The organism is Flavobacterium sp. NG2, assembly GCF_034119845.1.
Classification (GTDB): domain Bacteria; phylum Bacteroidota; class Bacteroidia; order Flavobacteriales; family Flavobacteriaceae; genus Flavobacterium.
The window spans coordinates 1822885-1848936 of the sequence record NZ_CP139420.1; the positions used below are offsets into that span (position 1 = coordinate 1822885).

Annotated in this window: 20 protein-coding genes; 12 read left to right on the top strand and 8 right to left on the bottom strand. The window is 34.8% G+C overall.

Going from position 1 to position 26052, the window contains the following annotated elements; genetic code table 11:
• The first annotated feature begins 2 nt into the window (after positions 1–2).
• From SLW70_RS07815 to SLW70_RS07825, 3 genes are all read left to right on the top strand, one after another.
• Positions 3–758 (top strand): glycoside hydrolase family 16 protein, encoded by a 756-nt coding sequence (locus SLW70_RS07815; protein WP_320891545.1) that lies wholly within the window; start codon positions 3–5, stop codon positions 756–758.
• Positions 759–986: 228 nt separating this feature from the next.
• Positions 987–1571, top strand: a complete 585-nt coding sequence (locus SLW70_RS07820; protein WP_320891546.1) for an RNA polymerase sigma factor — start codon at positions 987–989, stop codon at positions 1569–1571.
• 49 nt (positions 1572–1620) lie between these two features.
• Positions 1621–1761, top strand: a complete 141-nt coding sequence (locus SLW70_RS07825; RefSeq protein ID WP_320891547.1) for a hypothetical protein — start codon at positions 1621–1623, stop codon at positions 1759–1761.
• Positions 1762–1809: 48 nt separating this feature from the next.
• On the opposite strand, the gene SLW70_RS07830 is transcribed toward SLW70_RS07825, so the two are convergent.
• Positions 1810–2460 carry an endonuclease III gene (locus tag SLW70_RS07830; RefSeq protein ID WP_320891548.1) on the bottom strand — a complete coding sequence of 217 codons (651 nt, stop codon included), beginning with the start codon at positions 2458–2460 and terminating at the stop codon, positions 1810–1812.
• Between the two features lie 329 nt (positions 2461–2789).
• On the opposite strand from SLW70_RS07830, the gene bcp reads away from it, so the two are divergent.
• Complete coding sequence (gene bcp / locus SLW70_RS07835; protein ID WP_320891549.1) at positions 2790–3245, top strand: thioredoxin-dependent thiol peroxidase; 456 nt, start codon at positions 2790–2792, stop codon at positions 3243–3245.
• Between the two features lie 69 nt (positions 3246–3314).
• Here the strand turns inward: bcp and SLW70_RS07840 are convergent, their stop codons facing one another.
• Entirely contained in the window at positions 3315–3932 is a 618-nt protein-coding gene (locus SLW70_RS07840) for a hypothetical protein (protein ID WP_320891551.1), read from the bottom strand.
• Complete coding sequence (locus tag SLW70_RS07845) at positions 3929–4552, bottom strand: hypothetical protein (protein ID WP_320891553.1); 624 nt, start codon at positions 4550–4552, stop codon at positions 3929–3931. Before SLW70_RS07845 ends, SLW70_RS07840 begins: the two co-directional genes overlap by 4 nt.
• A 109-nt stretch (positions 4553–4661) precedes the next feature.
• Between SLW70_RS07845 and SLW70_RS07850 the strand changes: the two genes are divergently transcribed.
• Complete coding sequence (locus SLW70_RS07850) at positions 4662–4811, top strand: hypothetical protein (RefSeq protein WP_320891555.1); 150 nt, start codon at positions 4662–4664, stop codon at positions 4809–4811.
• A gap of 123 nt (positions 4812–4934) precedes the next feature.
• Here SLW70_RS07850 and SLW70_RS07855 read toward each other — a convergent pair whose 3' ends face one another.
• Positions 4935–6395 carry a TonB-dependent receptor gene (locus tag SLW70_RS07855; protein ID WP_320891557.1) on the bottom strand — a complete coding sequence of 487 codons (1461 nt, stop codon included), beginning with the start codon at positions 6393–6395 and terminating at the stop codon, positions 4935–4937.
• Positions 6396–6492: 97 nt separating this feature from the next.
• Here SLW70_RS07855 and SLW70_RS07860 point away from each other — a divergent pair, with 97 nt between their 5' ends.
• From SLW70_RS07860 to SLW70_RS07890, 7 genes are all read left to right on the top strand, one after another.
• Entirely contained in the window at positions 6493–7257 is a 765-nt protein-coding gene (locus tag SLW70_RS07860) for an MBL fold metallo-hydrolase (protein WP_320891559.1), read from the top strand.
• Positions 7258–7269: 12 nt separating this feature from the next.
• Complete coding sequence (locus tag SLW70_RS07865; RefSeq protein WP_320891560.1) at positions 7270–7770, top strand: hypothetical protein; 501 nt, start codon at positions 7270–7272, stop codon at positions 7768–7770.
• 469 nt (positions 7771–8239) lie between these two features.
• Positions 8240–11266 carry a TonB-dependent receptor gene (locus tag SLW70_RS07870; protein WP_320891561.1) on the top strand — a complete coding sequence of 1009 codons (3027 nt, stop codon included), beginning with the start codon at positions 8240–8242 and terminating at the stop codon, positions 11264–11266.
• 23 nt (positions 11267–11289) lie between these two features.
• Entirely contained in the window at positions 11290–12918 is a 1629-nt protein-coding gene (locus SLW70_RS07875; RefSeq protein WP_320891562.1) for a RagB/SusD family nutrient uptake outer membrane protein, read from the top strand.
• 149 nt (positions 12919–13067) lie between these two features.
• Entirely contained in the window at positions 13068–16403 is a 3336-nt protein-coding gene (locus tag SLW70_RS07880) for a VCBS repeat-containing protein (RefSeq protein WP_320891564.1), read from the top strand.
• A gap of 93 nt (positions 16404–16496) precedes the next feature.
• On the top strand, positions 16497–19682 hold the full coding sequence (locus tag SLW70_RS07885; RefSeq protein WP_320891565.1) for a SusC/RagA family TonB-linked outer membrane protein: 3186 nt from the start codon (positions 16497–16499) through the stop codon (positions 19680–19682).
• Between the two features lie 25 nt (positions 19683–19707).
• Complete coding sequence (locus SLW70_RS07890; RefSeq protein WP_320891566.1) at positions 19708–21153, top strand: RagB/SusD family nutrient uptake outer membrane protein; 1446 nt, start codon at positions 19708–19710, stop codon at positions 21151–21153.
• A gap of 393 nt (positions 21154–21546) precedes the next feature.
• On the opposite strand, the gene SLW70_RS07895 is transcribed toward SLW70_RS07890, so the two are convergent.
• The 4 genes from SLW70_RS07895 to SLW70_RS07910 form a co-directional block, all read right to left on the bottom strand.
• The gene (locus SLW70_RS07895) at positions 21547–23607 is read right to left on the bottom strand and encodes a thioredoxin domain-containing protein (RefSeq protein WP_320891567.1); all 2061 of its coding nucleotides are present in this window, start codon (positions 23605–23607) and stop codon (positions 21547–21549) included.
• Between the two features lie 175 nt (positions 23608–23782).
• Positions 23783–24430 (bottom strand): alpha/beta hydrolase, encoded by a 648-nt coding sequence (locus tag SLW70_RS07900; protein ID WP_320891568.1) that lies wholly within the window; start codon positions 24428–24430, stop codon positions 23783–23785.
• A gap of 8 nt (positions 24431–24438) precedes the next feature.
• Positions 24439–24759 (bottom strand): hypothetical protein, encoded by a 321-nt coding sequence (locus SLW70_RS07905; RefSeq protein ID WP_320891569.1) that lies wholly within the window; start codon positions 24757–24759, stop codon positions 24439–24441.
• A gap of 5 nt (positions 24760–24764) precedes the next feature.
• The gene (locus tag SLW70_RS07910; RefSeq protein WP_320891570.1) at positions 24765–26021 is read right to left on the bottom strand and encodes a dihydroorotase; all 1257 of its coding nucleotides are present in this window, start codon (positions 26019–26021) and stop codon (positions 24765–24767) included.
• Positions 26022–26052: the final 31 nt, after the last annotated feature.

A 26052-nucleotide genomic window follows, 5' to 3' on the forward strand; every position in this document is an offset into this window, starting at 1 on the left:
GGATGAAAAGCTATTTATTCCTGATTCTCATTACAACTCTGTCTTTTGCGCAGCCAAAAAGTAAAAAATTAGTATGGGAAGAAGATTTTAAAACGAAAGAACTAAACAATAAAAATTGGAACATTGAACTAGGAGATGGATGCCCCAACTGCGGTTGGGGTAATAACGAAAGACAATTGTATACTAATGAAAACCATACATTAGTAAACGGGAAATTAGTTATTACAGCCAAAAAAGAAGGAGATAAATACAGTTCAACTCGTATTACGACCAAAGGGAAAAAAGAATTTCAATATGGTTATATAGAAGCTAAAGCTAAATTACCTATTGGTCATGGAATTTGGCCAGCATTTTGGATGTTGGGGGCAAATATTGACCAAGTTGGATGGCCCAAATGTGGAGAAATAGACATCCTTGAATATGTGGGTAAAGAACCTAAAATGGTCTTTACATCCCTTCATACACAAGACAGCCATGGCAATACTGTCAATACAAAGAAAACTAGTATAGATAATATTGAAGAAGGTTATCATTTGTATGCTATTGATTGGACAAAGGAAAAGATTGATTTCTTTGTAGATAATACATTGGTATATACGTTTAACCCTATCAATAAAACAGAAGCTATTTGGCCTTATAATCAACCTTTTTATTTGATAATTAATATGGCAATAGGAGGAAGTTTTGGAGGTCCAGAAGTGGATGACACCATTTTTCCGCAAGATTTTTGCATTGATTACATCAAAGTTTATCAGTAGCTACAAAGCGCAATTTTGCAATTTAGAAAAGCAATTCCTCTGTGTTTCAAACATTTTAGAAGGAGTTGCTTTTTTTGGTTATTTATATTTTTATTAGCATAAATTTGTTTTTTAGAATAAATATTTGTTAAATTTGGTAAACGAATTAACAGTAAAAACACCTAGCCTATACAATAAAAATACTTTTTTAGAAATAAACTCCAGTAAAACTAACTAAAAGGTATAATTATGGCTATTGTAGAACTCTCAGATGCTGTGCTCGTAAAAGATTATGTAGCAGGGAACGAAAAAGCCTTGGAAGTATTAATCAAAAGACACCAATCACGTATTTACGGATTTATCTATTCAAAAATTTCTGATACAGATATTTCAAATGATATTTTTCAAGACACTTTTATCAAGGTAATTAAAACGTTAAAATCCAATTCATATAATGAAGAAGGGAAATTTCTCCCATGGGTAATGCGTATAGCGCACAATCTAATCATAGATCATTTTCGCAAAAACAAAAAAATGCCCCTATTTCGCGAAACTGAGGAATTCTCTATTTTTTCGATTATGAGTGATGAGGAACTGAATATCGAGAATAAAATAATTCTAGAACAAGTAGAAACTGATGTTCGAAAATTATTAGAAGAACTTCCAGCTGACCAAAAAGAAGTGCTCGTAATGCGCATGTATCAAGACATGAGTTTTAAAGAGATTTCTGAAATTACAGGTGTGAGTATCAATACCTCCTTAGGTAGAATGCGCTACGCCTTAATGAATTTGAGAAAGGTAATTGATAAGCATCAAGTTATTTTAACTAATTAACAATATTTAAATAAAAATCTCGTTGTAGTATAAATTTAAATACTACACTATGCCAAAAATTTACTCAAAAAATGTTGTTCCAAAAACATTAAAACCTAAAAAAGAAGTCGTTTCTTTTTTATTGAATTACTCAAAAGCATTACGTATTTTGAAGGTTCAGAATAATAGTATTGAAGTTATTTCAAACTGATTTTTTGCCCCAATTAAATCACTAATTTGACTATTCGAATTAGTGATTTTATTTTTTATAATAGTCATCAATTACTGTTTTTCGGCCAATGGTTCTCGTGATAATATCTTTCTCCAAATCCCATCCTCGAGCAGGTGAATATTCTCGTCCGTACCAAATAATTTGAAGATGTAAATCGTTCCAAATTTCTTCAGGAAAAATACGTTTAGCATCTTTTTCCGTTTGTTGTACATTCTTGCCGTTAGTCAAATTCCAACGATACATCAAGCGATGAATATGCGTGTCAACAGGAAAAGCAGGAACCCCAAAAGCCTGTGACATCACCACACTCGCCGTTTTATGCCCTACAGCAGGTAGTTCTTCAAGTGCTTCAAAACTCTGAGGAACCTCACCGTTATGTTTTTCAATTAAAATCTGTGATAAACCATGAATTCCCTTCGATTTCATTGGCGAAAGTCCGCAAGGACGAATGATTTCCTTGATTTCCTCTACCGACATTTTAACCATATCATACGGATTGTCAGCCTTCGCAAACAGCAAAGGGGTAATCTGATTGACACGTACATCAGTACACTGCGCTGATAATAAAACCGCAATCAGTAAGGTATAAGGGTCTTTATGGTCAAGTGGAATCGGAATCGTGGGATATAATTCTTTTAACGTATTTATAACAAATGTTACACGCTCTTGCTTCGTCATTTTAGTAATTTTATGGAATGTAAAAATAGCATAAAAAGTACAATGCGCCTAATCCAGCTGTACGTTACAAGTCCTCCTTCAAAAACCTTTTTTTCTAAGGTCAAAAAGGAGCTTCCTATCGGTCGCTCTTTTTGACCAAGAAAAAAATAGGTTTTTTCAGTCCGGGCTTTCCACTACCATCTGGGGCATTTTACCTATTTTTGTGAAAGCATGACTTGGGATATAAGCTAAGAGTTAGCTGTACTCATATCTTGAAAGTAGGTTAACTTGAAACTTGAAACCTGAAACTTGAAACCTGAAACCTGAAACCTGAAACAAAAAATCAAACTATGACAACACTTAAAAAAGGCGATAAAGCACCCGAATTTTGGGGAATTGACCAAGATGGAAAAGTTCATGAATTAGCCAATTACAAAGGAAAAAAATTAGTAGTTTTCTTTTACCCAAAAGCCAGCACTCCTGGATGTACTGCCGAAGCCTGTGATTTAAGAGATAATTTTGAACGCTTTCAAGCGAATAATTATGCTATAATTGGAGTTAGTGCTGATTCGGCCAAAGCACAAGCCAAATTCAAAGAAAAATATCATTTCCCATTTCCCTTATTGGCCGATGAAGACAAAGAAGTCATTGAAGCTTTTGGCGTTTGGGGGCCTAAAAAATTCATGGGACGCGAGTATGATGGAATTCATAGAACAACCTTTATCATCGACGAAAACGGAATCATTGAAGAAGTAATCGAAAAGGTGAAAACTAAAGAGCACGCTGCTCAAATTTTAAAGGAATAAAAAAAAACAGAAAGCCTTCTCGATTAAGAGGAGGCTTTCTGTTTTTATATCAATCAAGAAGCGATTAATCTACATTTTTGTGAATTTCCCCGATGGATTCATCTTGTATTTTACAACTTCACTAATGGTGTCGTTTACTTTTTTGTTTCCTATTATATCACCAGCTTCGTTAAAAATTAAACTTTCTACAGCTACTTTTTTAATTTCAATAGTGCGATTGGAACGGATAGTGAAATTTCGATAATATTCGGTTTCAAAAGTAAATCGGCAGTCTAATAATAATGCATCTTTTTGTTTTCCAGAAACATAACTGTTCAATTGTACATTCAAAACTTTAGCGTCATTTTCGCCATAACTGTTATAGGCAAGAACCTTATAGTGTATCGTGTCAATATCAAATGTATGGACGAGATAATAATCAAAAGAAGGAGATTTTATATAATCAAAATCATTTTCTTTTAACGGAAATGTTATTTCATCTGGAGTGAATTTTTGGTTATCCTTTAAGCCAACAATTTTATATTCAATAAGCTCTTCATCGAATTTAAAGTAGGGTGCTATTGCTTTAGAATCATAAATTAGGGTTGTAGTATCTTGTTTAACTTCCTTAGAAATTATAGGTTTTTCGGTCTCTTTTTTACAAGAAAAAAAGACTGCTAGTGTCATTAGAAAGGCTATTTTTTTCATTCTTTTATTTCTTTATAAAGAGGTTCATAATGTTGAATATGAAGATGATGGTAATGATTCTTCGTGTTATGTGGAATATGATTTAGATATTTTTTCTTGCCTTTTGATAAATAAGTCCATCCCAGCATTGATTTCCATCCAAATTTATATAACGCATCATTCCATTTATTCTGTCTTTTATAGTCTAAGGAATCAGGACTTTTGATGATGTTTAAACTTGTTCCTGAACCACACTCTAATGCTTTATCAATTCGAAGATACTTAAAATCACCATTGTTTCCATTAATATGACTTTTACTAGGCTTAGATGAGCCGTCTTTATGGCTGAAACCGTTACATCCAATATCTAAATAGTTAACTTCTAACATCGCTCCAAAAAAACTGGCTAATGTCCTTTCGTTCACATATGATCTGGGGGAGTCAACATTAAAATGGTACTGATATTTCCCTTTTTTATAACTTTTAGGGACTTCTTCCAAGTTAATTAGATTTACAGTTTCGCCTTTGGGACCTTTGTATTTTTGAGTTTTGTAAATTCGGAATTCACCTAATTCATGTTGGCCACCTTTGGAGTCTTTGTAGACATATTTATATTTATCTTTAAATTCCTTTTTAATCAATTTCGGAATATACTTTTCTATTGTACCGTTGCTATAAATTGTATAGGTTACAATTGAATTAGTCTTTTTTAGGGGCTTTTTTTTAGTTTTCTTTTTAACCCGAATCTTGATGCTATCTGTAGCTACTTTATTTGTTGATTTGGTTTTGGAGATGATGGTATCGTTGATTCTGAAAATACATTCTGTTTCTTTGGCATTTATAGCGGATAGGCCAAACAGTAGAACGAGTAAGGTGATGAAACGAGTATGTATGATATAGGTTTTCAGAGCAATTTTATTTGTGGAAATTAAGACATTTGGGAGTGACTAAATTTCTTGTATTATAATGAAAAATATAAAGCAAGAACTACGAATGTTCTTGCTTTATATCTGTTTAAGAAGCTTAATGATTTTCTTCTAAAGATTTATTGGGTTCATAACCAAATAGACAGTCTTTTTTGATTAAGTCGGCAATACCTACAGGAAGCATACGTTCCCATCCAGGTTTACCGTTATGGATCATTTTCAACACCTCTCTAGAAAACACTTCTAGATTATCAGGGTCGAAATCCTCAATATCAATTACTTTTCCATTGAATTTAAAGAATTTGTATAACTCTTTCATTCGTGGATGTACTTTTAAGTTTTGTGAAGTGGTTAATACTCCTTCTTCATCATACATTGGATATAAAAATACTTTCATATCTCTGAAGAATAGTTTTCCAAAAGCTTCCAGTATTCCACCACTCAAATGGCGGTAATATTTCTCATCAAAAATATCAACTAAGTTATTTACTCCCATAGCTAATCCCATACGAGCTTTGGTGTAGTTAGAGAAATATTCAACCACTTTGTAGTATTCTTGGAAATTCGAAATCATTACCGTTTGACCAAGTGAACAAAGCAATTCGGCTCGATCCATAAAATCACGTTCGTCAATTTCACCATCAGAGCGTAAATTTGAAAGTGTGATTTCGAAAATTACCAAAGTGTTCTTCTCTTCAACCTTCTTTTCTTTAAGGAACATATTCAAGGAACGCTTGTACATGTCCATGTTTACCTTGGTTACAGGACGGAAGCTTCCTCTTAGCGCCAAAATATTTTTTTTGTATAAAATAGCTGCTGGTAAAATGTTTTTTCCATTTGGGTTGAACATAACCGCATCTGTCATTCCGTTTTTTACCAGTTGTAAACTCATCAAACGGTTGTCTACATCCTTAAATCTTGGCCCCGAGAAGTTAATGGTGTCAATTTCAAGTTGGTCTTTGTCAAGGTGGTCATACAAGTAGCGCAACAATTTTTTAGGGTCATCGTATTTGTAATAAGCCCCGTAAATTAAGTTTACCCCAAGAATACCTAAAGTTTCTTGTTGCAATCGTACATCAGTTTCCTTAAAACGGATGTGAAGGATAATTTCGTTGTAATCTTCATCAGGTTCGATTTGGTAGCTTATTCCTACCCATCCGTGTCCTTTGAATTGTTTAGCAAAATCAATCGTAGCTACGGTATTGGCATAACTAAAAAACATTTTATTAGGATGTTTTTCACGGTTAAGCCTTTTTTCGATTAGGCCTACCTCATGACTTAGCATTTTTTTAAGACGGCTTTCGGTTACATAACGACCATCGCGTTCTTCGCCGTAAACGGCGTCACTAAAGTCTTTGTCGTAAGCAGACATGGCTTTTGCAATTGTACCTGACGAACCTCCGGCTCTAAAAAAGTGTCTCACTGTTTCTTGTCCGGCACCAATTTCGGCAAAAGTACCGTAAATGTTTTCGTTTAAGTTGATGCGAAGTGCCTTGTCCTTTATAGAAGGTATTTGTTCGATGACTTTGTCACCCTTTAATTTTATTTCAGTACCCATTTTTTTTGTGTAAATATGGCTAATATGTCACAAAGTTAATGAATTTGATAAGGAAAGAAAGAGATTTAATGTTATTTTTGTAAAAAATTAAAACGATTTGAAAGTATATTTTTTAGGGACAGGTACCTCTCAAGGAATTCCAATTATTGGTAGCGATCATCCTGTTTGTTTGAGCAAGGATAGTAAGGACAAAAGGTTGCGAGTTTCTATTTTAATTCAATGGGAAGACTATTCATTTGTAGTGGATTGTGGTCCTGATTTTAGACAGCAAATGTTAGCTTCTAATTGTAAAAAAGTAGATGCTATTCTCTTTACGCACGAACATGCAGATCATACGGCTGGATTGGATGATATTCGTCCTTTTAATTTTAGACAGGGAGAAATGCCCGTTTATGCTCATACAAGGGTTATTGATAATCTGAAAATGCGTTTTGATTACGTTTTTGAAACAGTCAATAAATATCCAGGTGCTCCATCAGTTAAGGTGCATGAAGTTGTTAATAATACCAGTTTTAAAATAGGTAATAAAGAAATTGTTCCTGTAAATGTGATGCATGGTGATTTGCAGGTTTTTGGGTATCGAATAGATGATTTTGCCTATTTAACGGATGTAAAAACGATTGAAGTCGAAGAAATCGCAAAACTAAAAAACCTAAAAGTTCTGGTTGTTAATGCGTTGCGTGAAGAACCTCATTTTTCACATTTTAACTTACAAGAAGCATTGGATTTTATCGCTTTGGTTAAACCAGAAAGAGCTTATTTGACTCATATTAGTCATATTATGGGTTTTCATGAAGAAGTTCAAAAAAAATTACCTGATAACGTTTTCCTTGCTTACGATAATTTAGAAATCACTTTATAATTTACTATTAAAATGAAAAGATCATTTTTGCTTTATGCTTTCATTCTGTTGATATTAATCAATATTTTTACTTATGCTTTTTATAGTAAAGAAGTAGAGTTTGAGCAAGCACGCTATGAAAGAGTGACTAAAAAGTTAAAAGATAGTTTGACTTCTGTTTCGACAAAACTAAATGACGCCGCTTATTTTTCCTTAGAAAAAAATGAAAATGCTCAGAATTATTTTGACAATGAAAATGTTCAAAAAGCGATAGCCTACGAAAAATTGATTCCATATGTGAAGGAGAGATTATTGGATTTGAATTCCAATCCCAAAGGAAATCCTTATACAGGTCAAGACCAGATTGGTGCTAATAAATTTGTAATCAATAAAATTAAAATCTTAAATCACCGTTGGATTATAGCTGATTATAGTGATGGCGAAATTTGGGGAGAGGTATTGTTGAAATACTTTGTAAACGATGACAACTCCATTTCATTTGAAGTGATTCAGTCATTGTTGTATCAGAAATAGAATTAAATACCAATCGTTTTTTGTTGTATTTAGATATTGATGTCAGAAGGTCTTAAATACATAATGAAGATGCCCCAATAAGTTAGATACTTTTTGGGGCATTTTTCATTATTGGTCTGTTTTTAGGAAGCTCTGTCTATATAATATCTAGTTTTTTTAAGGTAAATTTAGTTCAGAAAAGCCTTGTTTTAATCATATGTTCTACTTGTTTACACATATGTTTTATCGGTAATCTATATATTTACTGAATGTTTATTTTATTGGGTAATATTTTACTATTTAAAGAATATATTGGCTAATTTAATAATGATAATTTTTAACATATTTGATTTGTTTATGTTTTGAATTATTTATTATTTGAAATAAGTCTGTATATTTATGTTAAAAAAAGCATAACTTAATAAGTCAAAACCTGTTAATATTAAATTCAAAAAAAACCAAAAAATTATTAACCAAATTACAAACAATTATGAAAAAACAAATTACAAGGTATTTAAGAAAGAGCTCGTATTTCGTCTTTTTCCTGACATTGATGAGTGTACAGGAATTTTATGCTCAGCAAATCTCAGGCCAAGTTACTGATGAGACCAATCAGGGGGTACCAGGAGTGAATGTACTTAAGCAAGGTTCTGTGTCAGGGATTTCAACTGATATAGACGGTAAGTTTAGTATTGCTGCCAAAGAAGGCGATGTTTTAATGTTTTCGTTTATTGGGTATAATCCTCAAAATATTAAAGTAGGAAAAAATAAGGTTATAAATGTGAAATTAGTACCAAACGTTGCTTCATTAGAAGAAGTTGTAGTAATTGGATATGGAACGGCTAGAAAAAAGGATTTAACAGGAGCTGTTTCACAAATTTCTGCAAAATCTTTTGAAGATCAGCCTTTGAGTAGAGTAGAAGATGCTTTACAAGGTAGAGCATCCGGGGTTACTGTTTCTAAATCAAGTGGAGCTCCTGGAGCAGGTGTTAAAATTAGAATTCGTGGAGTAAACTCGATTACTGGAAATAATGATCCGCTTGTTGTTATAGATGGAATCATTGGAGGTGATTTGCGTTCTATAAATCCAAACGATATAGCCTCTATGGATATCTTGAAGGACGCTTCTTCTACAGCGATATATGGTTCAAGAGGTTCTAATGGAGTCATCATGATTACTACAAAAAGAGGTTCAGGGAAAGCTAAGATTGATGTAGATTATTTTACAACAATTTCCGAAGTACCTCGTTTTCTGGATCAATTAAATGCTGCTGATTTTGCTACAATTGAAAATGCAAGAAGAGTAAGAGTTGGAGGGTCGCCAATTTTTACCGATGCCGACATCAATGAATTAAAAATTAAAGGCGGTACCAATTATCAAGATGAAATTTATAAAGTAGGTATTACTAAGACCTTACAATTGTCAGCTTCGGGTTCCGAAGGTAAGATTAGATACTATTTGTCTGGGAATTATGTTGATCAAGAGGGTATTGTTATTAATACGGGGTATAAAAGAGGGTCATTGCGTGCCAATGTTTCGACAGATGTTACAGATAAATTAAAAGTGACATTGAATTTATTTGGAAGTAAAGAAAATACTAAAAATGATTTAAACGGATTTAACCTTTTTCAAGGTAGTCCACTATTAAAAGCGGTTACTTGGGATCCGACTACTCCTGTTTATGATGCTAATGGAAATTATAATTTAAGGTCAATTAGGGGTATTGGTTCACTTAATGACAATCCTGTTTTTTTAATGAATGAAACGGATTTGAATGACTTTAGAAATAGAGTAAGCGGAAACTTGAATTTAAATTATAGTTTTACTAATAACTTTAGTTATTCATTAATCTCAGGGATGACATTAACGAACTTTTCATCTCAAAAATATTTAGTAGAGACTCCTGACCATAAGCCTAATACTAGTTATAACTCTAATGCAAATGAAACATATCAAGTGTCTAATATTTTAGCATGGAATAAAGATTATGGTAAACATGGAATTAAGTTAACGGGTGTTTATGAATTTTCGGGTTACCAAAATCGAAATAATTCTTTTGCTGCAAACCAATTGAGTTTGCCGTTAGGATATTATCTTTTTCCAGCTGTGACTTCAAGTGCGTCACAAACTGCTAATACTAGTTTTAATGAATTAGCAATCGAATCAGTAATGGGGCGTGCTGAGTATAATTACGACCAAAAATTATTGTTAACTGCTACTGTTCGTAATGATGCTTCGTCTGTTTTTCAAAATAACAAATCAAAAGTTTTTCCATCATTTGCTTTAGCTTATAATTTTAATGATTTGTTAAACGAAAATAAATATTTGAATTCAGTTAAATTAAGAGCTGGATATGGTGAGGTAGGAAATGCAGGTATCAATCCTTATGGTTCTTATGGATTACTTGGTAATAACCAATATTCATTTGATGGGACTTCAGCTTCTACAGGGAGTATATTAGTAAGTTTCAATAACCCAGATTTAAAATGGGAAACTACTAAACAATTTAATGTTGGTCTAGATTTTGGTTTGTTTGATAATATATTAAATTTAGCAATTGATGGTTATGTGAAAAACACAACTGATTTATTATTAAATGTTCCCGTAAGTAATACTAACGGAGGGAATAATGGGGCGGTTAGTTTGCTTAGAAATGTTGGGTCAATAAGAAATAAAGGTATCGACATCTCATTATCAGGTGATATTTTGAAAGTAAATGATTTCACATGGAATTCAAATCTAAATGTGTCATTTATGAAAAATGAAGTTGTGGATTTATATGATAATCTAAATTCTATTGACGGTACCTTCTACGCTCCAGGAGGACAAGCTAGACCCGTAAATGTAATTGAAAAAGGACAGCCAATAGGTCAGTTATATGGTGCTGTGTTTTTGGGAACTTGGAAGACTACAGACAACATTCCTACAAAACCAGGTGCTTCAACTCCTATTGCAAAACCAGGGGATGCTAAATACAAATTAGATGATAAATTTGACCCCGTATTTGAAAGTATAGGGAATGGTACACCTAAAGCACTTTGGGGATTCAACAATACTTTTACGTATAAAAATTGGGATTTAAACTTTTTTATGCAAGCAGTAACAGGTTTTGATGTGTATAATTTAGTTCAAGCTTCGATTACTGGAGGTGCTGGAGATTCAAGAAGTTTTCTAGCAGCTGACCAGGTAAATCAATGGACGGCTACAAATGAAACTGATATTCCTGCCAATTCAACGTATTATAATTCCTCTCGATTTGTAGAAAAAGGAGATTTTATCAGGTTAAGTAATTTAAATGTTGGTTATACATTTAAAGGAATAAAAGGCGTTGATGCAATCAAAATTTATGCAGGAGGTCAAAATTTGTTTTTAATAACAAATTATTCAGGTTACGATCCTGAACATACTTCTTCGACACCAGATGGAAAAGGAAATGATGATGTAAGATCGGGAATTAACACGGGAGCTTATCCAAATCCAAGGGTGTATAATATTGGTGTAAAAGTTACTTTGTAGAAATAAATCTAAAAATAATACAGATGATAAAATTAAATAAATATAGAAAGTATATAACCCAGACATTTGTAGTGTCAAGTTTTTTCTTGGGGTTAACCATGACTTTTCAAAGTTGTGCTGACTTAAATGAAGATCCAGCAATTTCAAATCAAATTATTAAAAAGTATAGTAATGTAACTGAGTTAGAAAATGCAGTAACAGGTATTTATGGTCAATTAAGAAGTGCTGCTTGGATGACTACTTTTTATGTAAGTAGTTGGGCAGGAGATGATATTACTACTCATGCAGCAAGTAATAAAGCAGATTTTAGAGAATTTGATCAAAGAAATGTAACACCCGAAAATTCTAGAGTACGTGATACTTGGTCTAATTGTTATTCTATGATTAGAGCAGCAAATACTGTTTTAGCTAGTAGTGAGGGATTGGTGTTGGCAGATAAAGCTGCTCAGGATAGATTAATAGGGGAAACATATTTCTTAAGAGGTACTTTGTTTTTGCATCTGACACGTATTCACGGTCGAATTCCATTAACTCTTGATGTTTCAACACCAGAACCTAAGCTTACTTTGGCATCTCAAGTTGATGTTTACAAACAAATTGAAACTGATTTACTAAAGGCAGAAAGTTTGCTTCCAGCAAAATATCCAGGAGTAAATCCAGGTGCACCAAGACCTAATTCTGGTTCGGCTAGAGCTTTATTAGCTAGACTGTATATGGATTGGGCTGGCTTTCCTGTAAAAGATAATACAAAATATGCAACTGCTGCTTCAAGTGCTAAAAAAGTAATTGATGAGAAGGTTTCTCATGGATTCGAATTAGTAAGTAATTTAGAAAACCTTTGGACTGTTGGAGGAAGGTTTAATACTGAGGGGATATTTACCATTTCTTATTGTAAATCTTGCGGAGTTCCTAACCGTAAATTTGGAATGTTAGGTATGCCAGGTGATTTTGCAGGTTGGCAAGAAACTTTTGCAGAGATTCGTTTCTTTGAGGACTTTCCTGAAGGACCTAGAAAAAAAGCAACATATATTACAGATATTCCTGTTGAAAAAGTGAAGCCATTGGATCCTTTAGATCAAACATATAAAGTTAATCTATCAAGTTCATTAATGCGCAGTTGGACTCAATTTACGGACCAACAAAATCCTTTATTTAAAAAGATAATCGGGCCACTTTCTGATAATAATTATGCAACTTTTGAAACAGATAGAAATGACTACTATATGAGATATGCTGAAGTTTTATTAATTTTTGCTGAAGCTTCGGGTAGGTCAGGTAATATAACAGCTGCATCATGGGAAGCTCTAAATCAAATAAGACGTAGAGCTGCAGGTAAGCCTTTTGCAACTGCAGATCCTACAGTTGATGTTCTTACAGGAGATATTGCGGAACTTGCCTTTACAGAAAGAAAATGGGAGTTAGCAGGTGAGTTTTTAAGGTGGAATGATTTAGTGCGTATGGAACGTGTACAAGAAGCTTTAGGGAATAGAAACCCAAGAGTTTCAATAGGAACGACTTACACGAATGGAGTTGCTAGTCCAAGACCAATCACTACAGCGACTAATCCTATAAAAGGCTCTCTAGGAACAGATAACTATTTCTCTCCTATTCCTGCAGGTGAAGTTGCTAAACACCCTGAACTTAAACCATAAATTTTTAAAAAAGTATAAAAAATATTTACTGACGGTATCACTTTAGGGTGATGCCGTTATTTTTTAAATTTAGAAGCAATAGTTGCTAAATAATTGTATTTTTAACTCTGACTTGTTCGGATTTTTTATAACAACAATCATTATTTTTTATGTTTAAATCAAATTCTTTAAAATACCTTATTATAGGAGTCTTATCACTTACAATATTCCAATCATGTAAAAAATCAGAAGTATCCTCTGATGATGATAGTGAAAAGTTATTTACATCCCTAAACGCAAATGATACGGGTGTTGATTTTATTAATGTACTTCAAGAAGATATTGATGTTAATTATTTCCAGTACAATTATACTTATATCGGTGGTGGGGTAGCCACAGCAGATTTTAATAATGATGGTTTAGTAGATTTGTTTTTTACATCGAACACACATAAAAATAAATTATATCTAAATAAAGGCAATTTAAAATTTGAAGATATTACCGATAAAGCCGGAATTACAACTGAAGCTGGTTTTAATACAGGAGTAACAGTTGCCGATGTCAACAACGACGGTTTTATGGATATTTATATCTCTAGAGGTGGATGGGATGACTCAAATAATAAGTTTGCTAATAAGTTATTTATCAATAACGGAAACTTGACTTTTACTGAAAAAGGGGAAGAATTAGGTGTTGCTGATAAAAACAGATCTATAAATGCTGTGTTTTTTGACTATGATAATGACAATGACTTGGATTTATATGTGTCCAATACACCTGACATGACGGCTAAACCTGAATTGGTTGATTTTATTACAATCAAGAGTAACCCAACAACTATTTCTAAAAAGGGTAGTGATAAATTATACAATAATGACGGAACTGGACATTTTACTGATGTTTCGGTTAAAGCAGGAATTGTACCTGATATAGGATTTGGTTTGAATCCAACAGTAGGTGATTTAAATAATGATGGCTATTTGGATATTTATGTATGTAATGATTTTAACATACCTGATTTTGCTTATATCAATAACGGAAATGGAACTTTTACCGATAAAAGGAACCAAGTAGTAAAACATATGTCCTTTAATAGTATGGGAGGGGATATTGCGGATATTAATAATGATGGGTTGTTGGATTTGATGACCCTCGACATGAATCCTGAAGATTATATTCGCTCCAAAACAACTATGGGAATGACTTCAAAAGAGAATTTTGATGAAATGGTTCAAAAAGACCATCACTATCAATACATGCACAATATGTTACAACTCAATAACGGAAATGGAACATTTAGCGAGATCAGTAAAATGGCTGGAATTGCGAATACTGATTGGAGTTGGGCCATACTATCTGCTGATTTTGATTTGGATGGATTCAATGATATCTATGTGACAAATGGTGTCTATCGTGATGTAATTGATAAAGATAAAAACAATGAAATTTTAGCTATTTTAAAACAAAATCAAAGAAAACCAACAAAAGAAGATTTCTTGAGTTTTGCTAAAATGTTGCCACAACAAAAATTGACCAATTATTTTTATAAAAATAATGGAGATTTAACTTTCGAAGACACTTCAAAAAAATGGAATAATGCTAAAAGTACGTTCTCAAATGGTGCTGCTTATGCAGATTTAGATAACGATGGAGATTTAGATTTAGTAGTTAACAATATTAATGAAGCAGCAACGATACTTAAAAATAATTCAAGAGAATTAGACAAAGGTAGCTTTCTAGCTGTTAATTTAAAAGGTCCTAAAACCAATCCGTTTGGAGTAGGGACAAAAGTTAATTTGTTGCTTAAAAGTGGTGCCAAACAAACCCGACAATTAATTAATACCAAAGGGTTTTTATCAGCAGTTTCTAATCAATTGCATTTTGGATTTAAAAACGATGACGCTATTAAGCAGTTAGAAATTATTTGGCCTGACGGTAAAAAACAAATAGTAAAAAATAGTAAGTCTAATGAAGTTTTAGTCGTTAATTATGCTAATGCATCATCATTGGGTAAAATAACAGCAACAAATGCTACGGTTTTTTCTAAAGTACCTTTTAACTTCAAACACGTTGATCCTACTACAGATGATTATAAATACCAAATTTTATTACCTCATAAATTGTCACAAACAGGTCCGGCAATTGCTAAAGCTGATGTGAATAATGATGGAGTAGAGGATATATATATAGGTGGAGGACATTCCCAAGCAGGACAATTGCTGTTGGGCAACAAAAACAATTTAATTGGTAGTTCTAGTGTAGCTGCTTTTACGGCTGATAAAGAATTTGAAGATGTAGGTGCTTGTTTTTTTGATGCAGATAATGATGGCGATCAAGATTTATACGTAGTAAGTGGAAGTTATGAATTTGATAAAACGCCAAAATTATTGCAAGACCGTTTGTATCTCAACGATGGTAAAGGACAATTTAAACGTGCATTAAATAATTTACCCGAAATGATTTCAGCAGGTTCCGTTGTGACACCTTGTGATTATGATAACGATGGAGATATTGATTTATTTGTAGGCGGAAGAGTCATTCCAAATAAATATCCTTACGCACCAGAGAGTTTCCTTTTGATTAATAACAAAGGGGTGTTTACCAATGAAACACAAATTAAAGCGCGTAAACTTCAAAATATCGGAATGGTTACAGATGCCGTTTGGTTTGATATTGATAACGACAAAAAACTAGATTTAATTGTTTGTGGTGAATGGATGGGAATTGAAGTTTTTTTGAATACCAATGGAAGTTTAATTCAAAGTAATTCCTATAAATCATTATCTGATGCTAAAGGCTGGTGGAATAAATTGCTAGTTGCGGATGTTGATAATGATGGGGATATGGATTTAGTTGCGGGTAATCTAGGACTGAATTATAAATTTCATGCTACAGCGAAAAAACCGTTTCATGTTTATACGCACGATTTTGATTACGATGGTGTCGAAGACATATTTTTAGCTAATGAGTACAAAAATAAAACAGTGCCAGTAAGAGGAAAAAGTTGTACGGCACAGCAGATGCCTCATTTGAAAAATAAAATCACGAGTTACAATAATTTCGCTTCAGCAGATTTAAAAGGAATTGTAGGAGGTGCTATTGATTCGGCTTTACACTATGTGGTTAATGAGTTTCGATCTGGAATTTTTATCAATAACGGACAATCAAAATTTGTTTTCGAACCTTTTTCAAATGAAGTTCAGGTATCGCCTATTAACAGTATTTTATTCGAAGACTTTGATGGTGATGGTAGAAAAGATTTGCTGATGGCTGGAAACAACTATATGGCTGAAATTGAAACCACTCGTTCTGATGCTGGTTTAGGGTATTTCTTGAAAAAGAATTCAGACAAAGGATTTACTTTTGTCCCTAGTTTCAATTCAGGATTCTTTGCTAATAAAGATGTACGTAACTGTGTCTCTATCAAGAATAACAACTCAAAATATGTTTTGGTAGCAAACAATAACGATACCCACGATTTATTTAAAGTTACTTCTAAAAAATAATAATATACTTCTAAAAAAGCTTCAAAATCTAGCAATGGTTTTGGAGTTTTTTTATGTTTTTCTTTCTGTTTTAACCGTATTATTTTTTTATAAATGAAAGCTATTTCTATATTGAAAATCTGGAAAGGCATTCCAGTTCGTTTTCGAATTTTTTTATACTTTTTTATCCTCTCTTCAAATTCCCTTTTTGCTCAAGAAATAGTTTTAAAAGGAAGTGTAACTTCAATTAAAAACACAGCCTTAGAAAATGTAGTAGTCTCTATTGACGGGGAAAATGAAAGGACTTTAACTAATAATAACGGTGTTTTTTCTATTCGTACACACGCTGTTTTACCATTGAAATTAAAGTTCGATTTAGACGGATATCATTCTAAAGAAATCCATTTAAAAACCTCTGAATTTGTTAGCATAGTGCTGAATGTAAAAAACAACACACTAGACGAAGTAGTGGTGTCCAGTGGCTATTCAGTTCAAAAGAAAGTTGATTTTACAGGATCGGTAGCAACAGTAACAGCAAAACAACTACAAAATCGTCCAGCTACAAGTTTTGATCAGTTGCTAGGAGGTCAAGCAACAGGAGTTGATGTTATACAGCCATCAGGAATCCTTAACAGCACTCCTGTTTTAAGGATTCGCGGACTTAACACTATCACGTCAGGGCTATTCCCTTTGGTAGTTATTGATGGTGTGAGTGCTTTTGTGGGATCGATAGGCGGAATGGCAGGAAATAATCCATTGTCCGATATTAACCCTAATGATATTCAAAGCATTGATGTGCTCAAAGATGCTTCTGCGGCCGCTATTTATGGCTCAAGAGCAGCTAACGGTGTTATTGTAATCACAACCAAAAGAGGTAAAATAGGAAAAACAAAATTTAATTACGACACTTGGTACAGTGTCAATACGCCTTATAATTTACCTAAATTATTAGATGCTGAAGATTATGTAATGATAAAAAATGAAGCTTTGGTCAATGCTGGAAAAGCACCAGGTTACTTTTTATCTAAAAACCCTGATGGAAGTACTGTGGATACCAATTGGTATGATGTAGCTTATAGACCTGGTTTTTCAAGCAATCATAACATTAGTGTTTCAGGTGCCAATGAAACAACGGATTATTTTTTCTCGGCAGGCTATACCCATCAAAATAGTTTTATCAAGAACAATTCATTCGAACGTTATTGTTCAAGATTAAACATCAATCACCAGCTCAATAATTTTATAAAAGTAGGCGCGAATTTATCGTATAGTAACGGAACAAATTTAAGTCCTAATACAGGAGCTATTACTAGTAATTCAACCGCTTCGTCCGCTTATAATACGGAATATATTACCAATGAACCTTTGGGACGTATGACGTATGTCCTGCCGCCAAATGTACCTGTGTACAATGCGGATGGTTCGTATAGTATTCAAAACGGGACTAGCGTAGGGTATGGTGCTAATATTCCTTCGATTATTGGTACAATCAATGCGTATAATTTAGCAATGGTACAAAATCTTGATGTAAATTCCTCAGAGAATAATGCATTTCTAGGGAGTGTTTATGGTGAATTTGATTTGATCAAAAACATAAAATTCAAAACCAGTTTAGGGCTTAATAACTTGCAGGTAGCTAATAGTTCCTTTTTAAATCCCATTCATGGTGGTGGCGCCTCTTCAATTGGAGTGGCAACCAATATTCAAACCAAATATTTACGTAGCGATTGGACAAACTTATTGAGTTATAATTCACAGTTTAGTCTCAATCATCATCTAAATGTATTGTTAGGACAAGAGCAAATAAAAACTACAACAAACAGTTGGGGAGCAATGCAGAGCAATATGACGGATGCTTCCTATACTAATTATCAAGGATCATTTATCAATATTTCGCCTATTGGGAATGTATATGCTCAGAATGGTTTGTTGTCCTATTTTACCAATATAAATTACAATTTTAAACAAAAGTATTTCTTTAGTCTTAATTTCCGTCGTGACGGACTTTCGGCTTTGGCTGATGGAAATAAATACGGAAATTTTGGTAGTGGTTCAGCTAGTTGGAATCTTAGTCAAGAACGTTTTTATGCAAACAGTCGTTTGAGTCAAATAGTCAATAATCTAAAAATACGTGCAAGTTATGGTATTGTGGGTAATAGCCAGATAGGGGATTACCCAGCCATTGGAACTTATAATTCGGCTACGTATGGAGGCAGTCCTTCGCTAGGATATTCACAAACGGCTAATCCTAATTTGAAATGGGAAACGAGTTCAAAATTCGATTTGGGATTTAATTTTTCCGTAGCTGACAATCGCATCACGGTCGAATTCGATTATTATAAAAACACCATTAAGGATTTGATCCTACAAGCTCCGCAAGCACTATCGGCAGGAATACCTAATAATGCCATTAGTACAAATAGTGGAGGCATGTACAATCAAGGAATTGAGTTAGGAATTAATGCTTTGGTCCTCAATAACACGGATTTCAAATGGAATCTAGGACTGAATTTATCCACACTCAAAAACCGAGTAACTGATTTGGCTAATGATGTTTTTGTACCCAGTGTTTTTGGAGTTCAAAACATGACACGGCAAGGGCATTCCATAGGATCTATATTTGCCGTTCCTACCAAAGGTGTGAACCCAGATAACGGACAAATGGTTTTCATTAATAGCCAAGGAAAAGAAGTTCAGTACAACCATATTGGTTCCCCAAAATGGACCTATCTTGATGGTTCAGCGGCGCCTGCGATTGATAATTATACGGATGGACTGATACAAGGGCCATCTTTACCAACCGTTTTTGGAGGAGTCAACAATACGTTCAAATACAAGAATTTTGATTTGAATGTCAATTTTACTTTTGCTTCGGGCAATAAATTATACAATGGTACTCGTGCCACCAACTCAGATCAACGTTATTTTAACAACGGAGAATTCATCAAAGACCGATGGACAACCCCTGGACAAATTACGGATATTCAAAAATTGTATTATGGTGATAATGTCTCCGCAGGATTTTCATTTACCAGCACTTCAAAAGTCGAAGATGGGTCGTACTTAAAACTCAAAAACATCGCTCTTGGTTATCACGTTCCTATCAAAGAAACATTTTTAAGAAACAGTCTCAGCACCATTTATGTGTATTTACAAGCCAGTAATTTGTACACTTGGACAAAATATCGAGGCTCAGATCCAGAGATTTCTATCAACGGAAATTCCATCAATTCAGGAAAAGACCAAAACGTTCCACCCAATGCCCAAGCCTTTACTTTTGGGGTAAATGTTGGTTTTTAAGTTTTATTATTTATACGCATTCATAATGAAAAAATATATTTTACTTAGTCTCATCGTTTTGTCTTTAACCGCTTGCAATAGTGACTTGCTAGACACCACGCCCAAAACCAGTATCCCCGAAGCAGAAGCCTATAGTACTCCAAGCAAGATTTTGGCACAAGTCAATAATTTGTACCGTTTGCTCCAAAACCAAAGTTTTTATGGCGGTCGTTACCTCGTTTTTAACGAGCAACGCGCTGATGAATTTGGACAAAGTGACGGAAACGCCGCCGCAGGTTCAGCGGTGTGGAATCAAAACGTGGCCTCGACCAATGATTTTGTCAATAATGTGTGGTCTGTGGGGTATACCGCTATCAATGCGTCCAATATTTTGATTAGCAAATTAGAAGGAACCACTGTTGTCTCTGAAAATCTAGCCAAAAATTACATTGCCGAGGCCAAGTTTGTTCGTGCCTTGGCCTATTTCAGTCTCATTCAAACCTATGCTAAACCCTATGCTTTGGACAAAAATGGTTTGGGCTTGCCCTTGCGACTTACACCCATTACATCCGCAGGGAATAACGACTTAGCACGCAGCACCATTGAAGAAATTTACAACCAAATCCTAAAAGATTTAAACGAAGCCGAAACCGATTTACCAACTGAGTACACCACCAGTTTACTCAACACCTCAAGAGCCAAAAAAGTAACAGCCATCGCCCTAAAAACAAGAGTGTATCTTGTTCAAAACAACTTTGACAAAGTCATCGAAGAAGGACAGAAGATTATTTCAATCAATGCACCTTACCAATACAATACAGGGAATTTGACCCAAAAATTAGAGCCAACATACAATGCCATTTTTACAGGAAGTTACACTGGTCCTGAAGCTATTTTTTCCATCCCTTTTGCCAATAGTACCACCGAAACACCTACTGCCCAGAGTTCTCTAGCTTTTACCTACTTGGGACAACCTATTTTGTACCTTGCTACAGAGGGAATTGCTAACGATCCCGCACTCAATACCACCGATGATTCTCGCGCCAGTTTGATTATAAAAAACAGTGCCAACCAAAAGTTACTTAAAAAATTCAGCCTCGCCACAGCCCCTTTTAGAGATTACGTACCCGTACTGCGTTATGCCGAAGTCTTACTAAATTATGCTGAAGCCAAAGCCCAAAACAATGATCTCGCCACAGCAACATCCCTTTTACAAGCCGTGCGCAACCGTTCAAATCCAAGCTTCGTTTTTCCTACTACCGCCATCAATACAAAGGAAGCCCTACTACAAACCCTCAGTACCGAAAGACGCATCGAGTTCCTAGGCGAAGGCCTCCGCTTAATGGATTTACAACGCAACCTCCAAACCCTACCCGCCAAAAAAGGCGCCATAGGAACCGCACCCTTAGTTTTAGTATCCAGCAGCAACTACATTTGGCCCATCCCAAGTGGCGAACTATCCACCAACAAATTGATTGTACCTAATCCTTAATAAAAAGCATTTGGGCGTGCCCCTCCGTAAAAACTACGGGTCGGGCTTTACGTTCCCGCTTTTTTATTACTGGCCAAAAAAGCCAGTAATAAAAAGAGCTCCACTTCAATCCCTCACGCAAAACGACGTACAAGTTCATTAATTCTCGTTTCTTTCTCCGTCACTTCGAGGGTTAATTTTTATGCTAAAAAAAGCAATTAAAATGACGTTTTCTTTGTCAGGCTGAGCTAAGCCTGCCCTGAGTATATCGAAGGGTCGAAGCCCTTTTTGATAAAAACGTTTTGAACAAGGGCTATAGCATCCCGAATTGTCGGGAGCAGGAATTGGCACAAAAAAACAGGCTTTTTAACTGTTTTGGGAACAATCAAAAAGCCTGTTTGTATTTTGAAATGATTATCTCATTTTGGATACTGCTTTTGCAACATCGCTTTCGGGTAGTTTACAAGCACCTTCTACACAAATGTAAATGTCGGTTTGGTTGGGCATAAATCTGCTTTCTAAAAGCGGTATTTTGCTCTCGGTGGTTGCTCCAGCAAAAAGGACGTTGGGCAAATAATAGCTTTGTAGGGCTTTTATTTTTTGAACCGCTTCAGGACCAGAAACCGCAACTTCATAATAGGTATCCGTGTAATTGAGCATCAAGTCGAGCCAGTTGTAGTACTCCACAGGAAATGCAATGGCGTCTTTCTTGACGTTGTTCAACATTTGTTTTGCTATTTTGCTGTAATTCGCCTCCGAAAAGTAATGTCCTAATTGGAATAAATTCTTTGCCATTGTTGAGTTAGACCCCGGAATAACATTATCTTGAATTTCCATTTTTTTAGTAATTAGGTTTTTGGCATTTTTAGAAGTGAAGAAAAACATATGCGTTTTTGTATCAAAAAAATTAGCTAAACTATATTTTGTCAATGCATTGGCTTGACGGAGCCATTTTTCGTCCAGTGTTACTTGGTACAAACTGATATAGGCGTCAATCACAGCAGCATAATCTTCAGAAAAACCGTCGATGGTACTTTTACCTTCTTTGTAATTGTGGTACAAACTACCGTCTTTTTGGGTTTGATTTTTTAGAATAAATTGGGCGTTTTTGATGGCTACTTCTAAATAATGAGGTTTTTTTAAAGCTTTGTACGCTTGCACATATCCTTTGAGCATCATGGCATTCCATGAGGTTAGTGTTTTATCATCTAGGTGCGGACGGTTTCTTTTGCTACGCACTTTTAATAAGGTTTGTTTCCATTTTTTTACTTTACTGGCTAATGCAACTGGCGATACCGAATGGCTTTTTGCGAAAGCAACATCAGATTGAGTTTTGATAAGTACATATTGGTTGTGTTCCCAGAATCCTGTTTTATTAATATTGTAATAGTCTTTGAATAAATCAAAATCAGTTTTTAGGACTGCTTTTAATTCGGTTATTTCCCAACTGTAGAAAGCGCCTTCTTCGAGTTTGTTGTTTTTATTTTTACTGTCAGCATCAAGGGAGGAGTAAAAAGCACCATTATCATTAGTCAATTCTCGGTCTACAAAAGTTAGGGTTTCCTCAATAATTTGCTTGTAAGTTGGATTTTTAGTTGCTAAATACGCATCAGCATACAAACTCACGAGTTGGGCGTTGTCGTACAGCATTTTTTCAAAATGAGGAATATGCCAATCTTCATCTACGGAGTATCGTGAAAAGCCACCACCTACTTGGTCGTAAATTCCACCATTTGCCAAGGCTTGAAGGGTAGTTTCTACATAATTTCGCCATTGCGCATCCTTATTTTGATGAGCATAACGCAATAGGAAATGCAAGGCTTTAGGCATTGGGAATTTAGGCGCTCCCATCAATCCTCCTTTATTAGGGTCAATGTGTTTGTTCCATTCGGTTAGGGCTTGGGTGACTTCATCGGACTTAAATTCAGCCTGAGCTGTATTGAATTTTATTTGTTCTGATTCTTTGATTCCGCCTAACAATTTTGTTGCGTATTCTGCTGCTTTTGCAGGGTCTTTTTTGTAGAAATCATTTACTTGTAGTAGGATTTTTTTCCAATCTTCTTTTGGGAAATAGGTACCACCAAAAATTGGGCGACCATCAGGAAGAGCAATGCAATTGAGTGGCCATCCGCCGCTACCACTGATGAGTTGAACGGCATTCATATAGATTTGGTCAATATCAGGACGTTCTTCGCGATCGACTTTGATAGAGATAAAATTATCGTTCATGATTTTAGCAACCGAATCGTTTTCAAAACTTTCTTCTTCCATAACATGGCACCAGTGACAAGCCGAATACCCCACGGAAATGATGATGAGTTTATTCTCTTTTTTGGCTAATGCCAAGGTTTCAGGGTTCCACGCTTTCCAGTTCACAGGATTATGCGCATGCTGCAAGAGGTACGGACTGGTTTCGTGGATTAAATCATTGGTGTATTTGTGATTTTCTTGACTGGTATTTTTCTTGCAACTCATGGCTAAGATTGTAAAAATCAGGATGAATAGGCGGTTATGAATGGGTAACATTATCGTTTTTGTATTTGGTTTTCAAATTGTAATTTGAACTTGTTTTAAAAAGGAAAGATATAAAAAAAGAGTTTGTCTTTATGAAAAGGCAAACTCTTTTTGATGTTGTATACTATGAAATGAATTATTTCTCCATCAACCAATTTCTAAAGTCATAGAAATTTTGAGGAGCCACACCGTGACCTACTGGGTATTCTTTATAAGTGGCATCGATATTTAAATTCTTCAAAAACGGAACTGTTTTTCTAGCCCATTCTACAGGGATAACTTGGTCAACAGTACCATGAGAATGGAAAATACGCAGGTTACTAAAATCATTGTTTTGGTAATTAGCATCCATGATGTCATCGTTAGCGTAGCCACTTAATGCAATTACGTTTTTGATTTTTTCAGGATGCGAAAGCGCAATGGCATAACTCAATATCGCTCCTTGGCTAAAACCGAGTAGACTTACATTACTGGCATCAATAGGATAGTTAGCAATCAGTTCATCAATAAAGCCAGCAATGATGTCTCTAGATGAACGTGCTTGGTCGTGGTCTGAAAATTTATTTTGATCTGCATCAAAGTTGATGGCATACCAAGCATAGCTTCCGTATTGTAAGTCATATGGTGCACGTGCTGAGATGATGTAATACTCGTCAGGAAGCTCTGAAGCAAATGAAAACAAATCGGCTTCGTTGCTACCGTATCCGTGTAATAAAAGCAGTAAAGGGTTTTTGTCTAATTTTATTTTGGGTTCTCTGATGAGGTATTCTAAGGATAAGTTCATGCTTGTGATTAAACGTTTTTAAATATTTTTTGGAATTGCTCTCCTAATAGCGGAATCAATTTCATTTCGCCTTGTAAAGCCCCTAGAAATCCGTATATCCAAAGGATGAAATAAAATAAATAAAAAGCAGATGAAATGGTCCAACTGTCAAAATAGCCAATAAAATAGCCAATTAAAAAGAATGATAGAAAAATTCCTAATGCTTGACGAATGTGGAAAGCCGCAAAAGCACTTTTTTTATCGTTATTCATAAAAAGTGCAATAACTGCTCCTATAATAGTAAAATAGCTTATGATGGCGATGTTTTTACTTTCTTTATCTTGATTCATATGTTTTATTCAGCAATTAATAATTGTCCTTGATTGATAATTCCATAAGTTTTCCCTCTTAATTTCATTCCTAGAAAAGCGGAATTTTTAGATTTTGAAAGAATAGAAGCGGTAGTAAAAGTTTTTTTTCCCTCAGGGTTAAACAAACTGAAATTGGCTTTGGTACCTTCCATAATTGGGGAGCTTTCGATTCCAAAAGTAGCTTTACCAGCCGTTAGTTTTTCGATTATGGTTTCTAAAGGAAGTACGGTCATCAAGGCTCCAAAAGCCGTTTCGAGTCCGATGGTTCCGTTTTTGGCCAAATCAAATTCCATTTTTTTATGTTCGATATCGATCGGGTTATGGTCTGTTGTAATCATGTCAATCGTTCCGTCGATAACGCCTTCGATTAGCGCTTTGCGGTCAATATCCGTACGCAACGGCGGACTTACTTTGTGACGGCTATCAAATTCTTCTAATTTTTCATCGGTAAAAACGAGATGATGTACCGTAGCACTTGCAGTCACTTGCAATCCTTTGGCTTTTGCCTCACGAATCATTTGCACTGATTTTGCGGTTGAAACGGTAGGAATGTGCATTTTTCCACCAGTATATTCTAGTAAAAATAAGTTGCGGGCGATTTGTAATTCTTCGGCTAGGTTTGGGATTCCTTTTAATCCTAATCGAGTAGAAACTGCACCTTCGTTAACCACGCCATTTCCTTTGATTTTTTCGTCTTGCGGAAAAGCAATAACCAATCCATCAAAATCTTGTACGTATTGCAAGGCAATTTTCAGCATATTGGCATTGTCCTGACTCTTGTTGTAGTCCCCAAAAGCAACTGCTCCAGCATTTTTCATGTCGAATAATTCGGCTAGGTCTTTACCTTCGCTACCTTTGGTCAAAGCACCAATAGGGTAGAGTTGCGTTGCACTTCCGTTCGCTTTGTTTTTTACAAAAAGAATTTGCGATTGATTGTCGATGACTGGAAACGAATTGGGTTGCAAAGCGATGGCTGTAAACCCACTTTTTCCTGCTACTTTAAGTCCGTTTGCAATGGTTTCCCTGTCTTCAAAACCAGGTTCACCTAGTGACACACTGCTGTCAAACCAACCTTGTGAAAGGTGTAGGTTTTCCAATTTTAACTCCTCAATATTTTCTGGATTCGCTAATCCAGTTCCTATTTTGGCGATACAATCATCTTCAATTAGAATGTCTACAATTTTATTATCAAAAGGACTTTTAGGGTCGATAATTCTTGCTTCTCGGATGATTAGTTTCATAAGATTGTTGCTATTTATGGAATTCAAAAGG

What these genes read in the sequence shown, in the direction of transcription:
- SLW70_RS07815 (WP_320891545.1), top strand. Translation starts at nt 3, where the DNA reads ATGAAAAGCTATTTATTCCTGATTCTCATTACAACTCTGTCTTTTGCG.
- SLW70_RS07820 (WP_320891546.1), top strand. Translation starts at nt 987, where the DNA reads ATGGCTATTGTAGAACTCTCAGATGCTGTGCTCGTAAAAGATTATGTA.
- SLW70_RS07825 (WP_320891547.1), top strand. Translation starts at nt 1,621, where the DNA reads ATGCCAAAAATTTACTCAAAAAATGTTGTTCCAAAAACATTAAAACCT.
- SLW70_RS07830 (WP_320891548.1), bottom strand. Translation starts at nt 2,460, where the DNA reads ATGACGAAGCAAGAGCGTGTAACATTTGTTATAAATACGTTAAAAGAA.
- bcp (WP_320891549.1), top strand. Translation starts at nt 2,790, where the DNA reads ATGACAACACTTAAAAAAGGCGATAAAGCACCCGAATTTTGGGGAATT.
- SLW70_RS07840 (WP_320891551.1), bottom strand. Translation starts at nt 3,932, where the DNA reads ATGAAAAAAATAGCCTTTCTAATGACACTAGCAGTCTTTTTTTCTTGT.
- SLW70_RS07850 (WP_320891555.1), top strand. Translation starts at nt 4,662, where the DNA reads ATGCTATCTGTAGCTACTTTATTTGTTGATTTGGTTTTGGAGATGATG.
- SLW70_RS07855 (WP_320891557.1), bottom strand. Translation starts at nt 6,395, where the DNA reads ATGGGTACTGAAATAAAATTAAAGGGTGACAAAGTCATCGAACAAATA.
- SLW70_RS07865 (WP_320891560.1), top strand. Translation starts at nt 7,270, where the DNA reads ATGAAAAGATCATTTTTGCTTTATGCTTTCATTCTGTTGATATTAATC.
- SLW70_RS07870 (WP_320891561.1), top strand. Translation starts at nt 8,240, where the DNA reads ATGAAAAAACAAATTACAAGGTATTTAAGAAAGAGCTCGTATTTCGTC.
- SLW70_RS07875 (WP_320891562.1), top strand. Translation starts at nt 11,290, where the DNA reads ATGATAAAATTAAATAAATATAGAAAGTATATAACCCAGACATTTGTA.
- SLW70_RS07880 (WP_320891564.1), top strand. Translation starts at nt 13,068, where the DNA reads ATGTTTAAATCAAATTCTTTAAAATACCTTATTATAGGAGTCTTATCA.
- SLW70_RS07885 (WP_320891565.1), top strand. Translation starts at nt 16,497, where the DNA reads ATGAAAGCTATTTCTATATTGAAAATCTGGAAAGGCATTCCAGTTCGT.
- SLW70_RS07890 (WP_320891566.1), top strand. Translation starts at nt 19,708, where the DNA reads ATGAAAAAATATATTTTACTTAGTCTCATCGTTTTGTCTTTAACCGCT.
- SLW70_RS07895 (WP_320891567.1), bottom strand. Translation starts at nt 23,607, where the DNA reads ATGAGTTGCAAGAAAAATACCAGTCAAGAAAATCACAAATACACCAAT.
- SLW70_RS07900 (WP_320891568.1), bottom strand. Translation starts at nt 24,430, where the DNA reads ATGAACTTATCCTTAGAATACCTCATCAGAGAACCCAAAATAAAATTA.
- SLW70_RS07905 (WP_320891569.1), bottom strand. Translation starts at nt 24,759, where the DNA reads ATGAATCAAGATAAAGAAAGTAAAAACATCGCCATCATAAGCTATTTT.
- SLW70_RS07910 (WP_320891570.1), bottom strand. Translation starts at nt 26,021, where the DNA reads ATGAAACTAATCATCCGAGAAGCAAGAATTATCGACCCTAAAAGTCCT.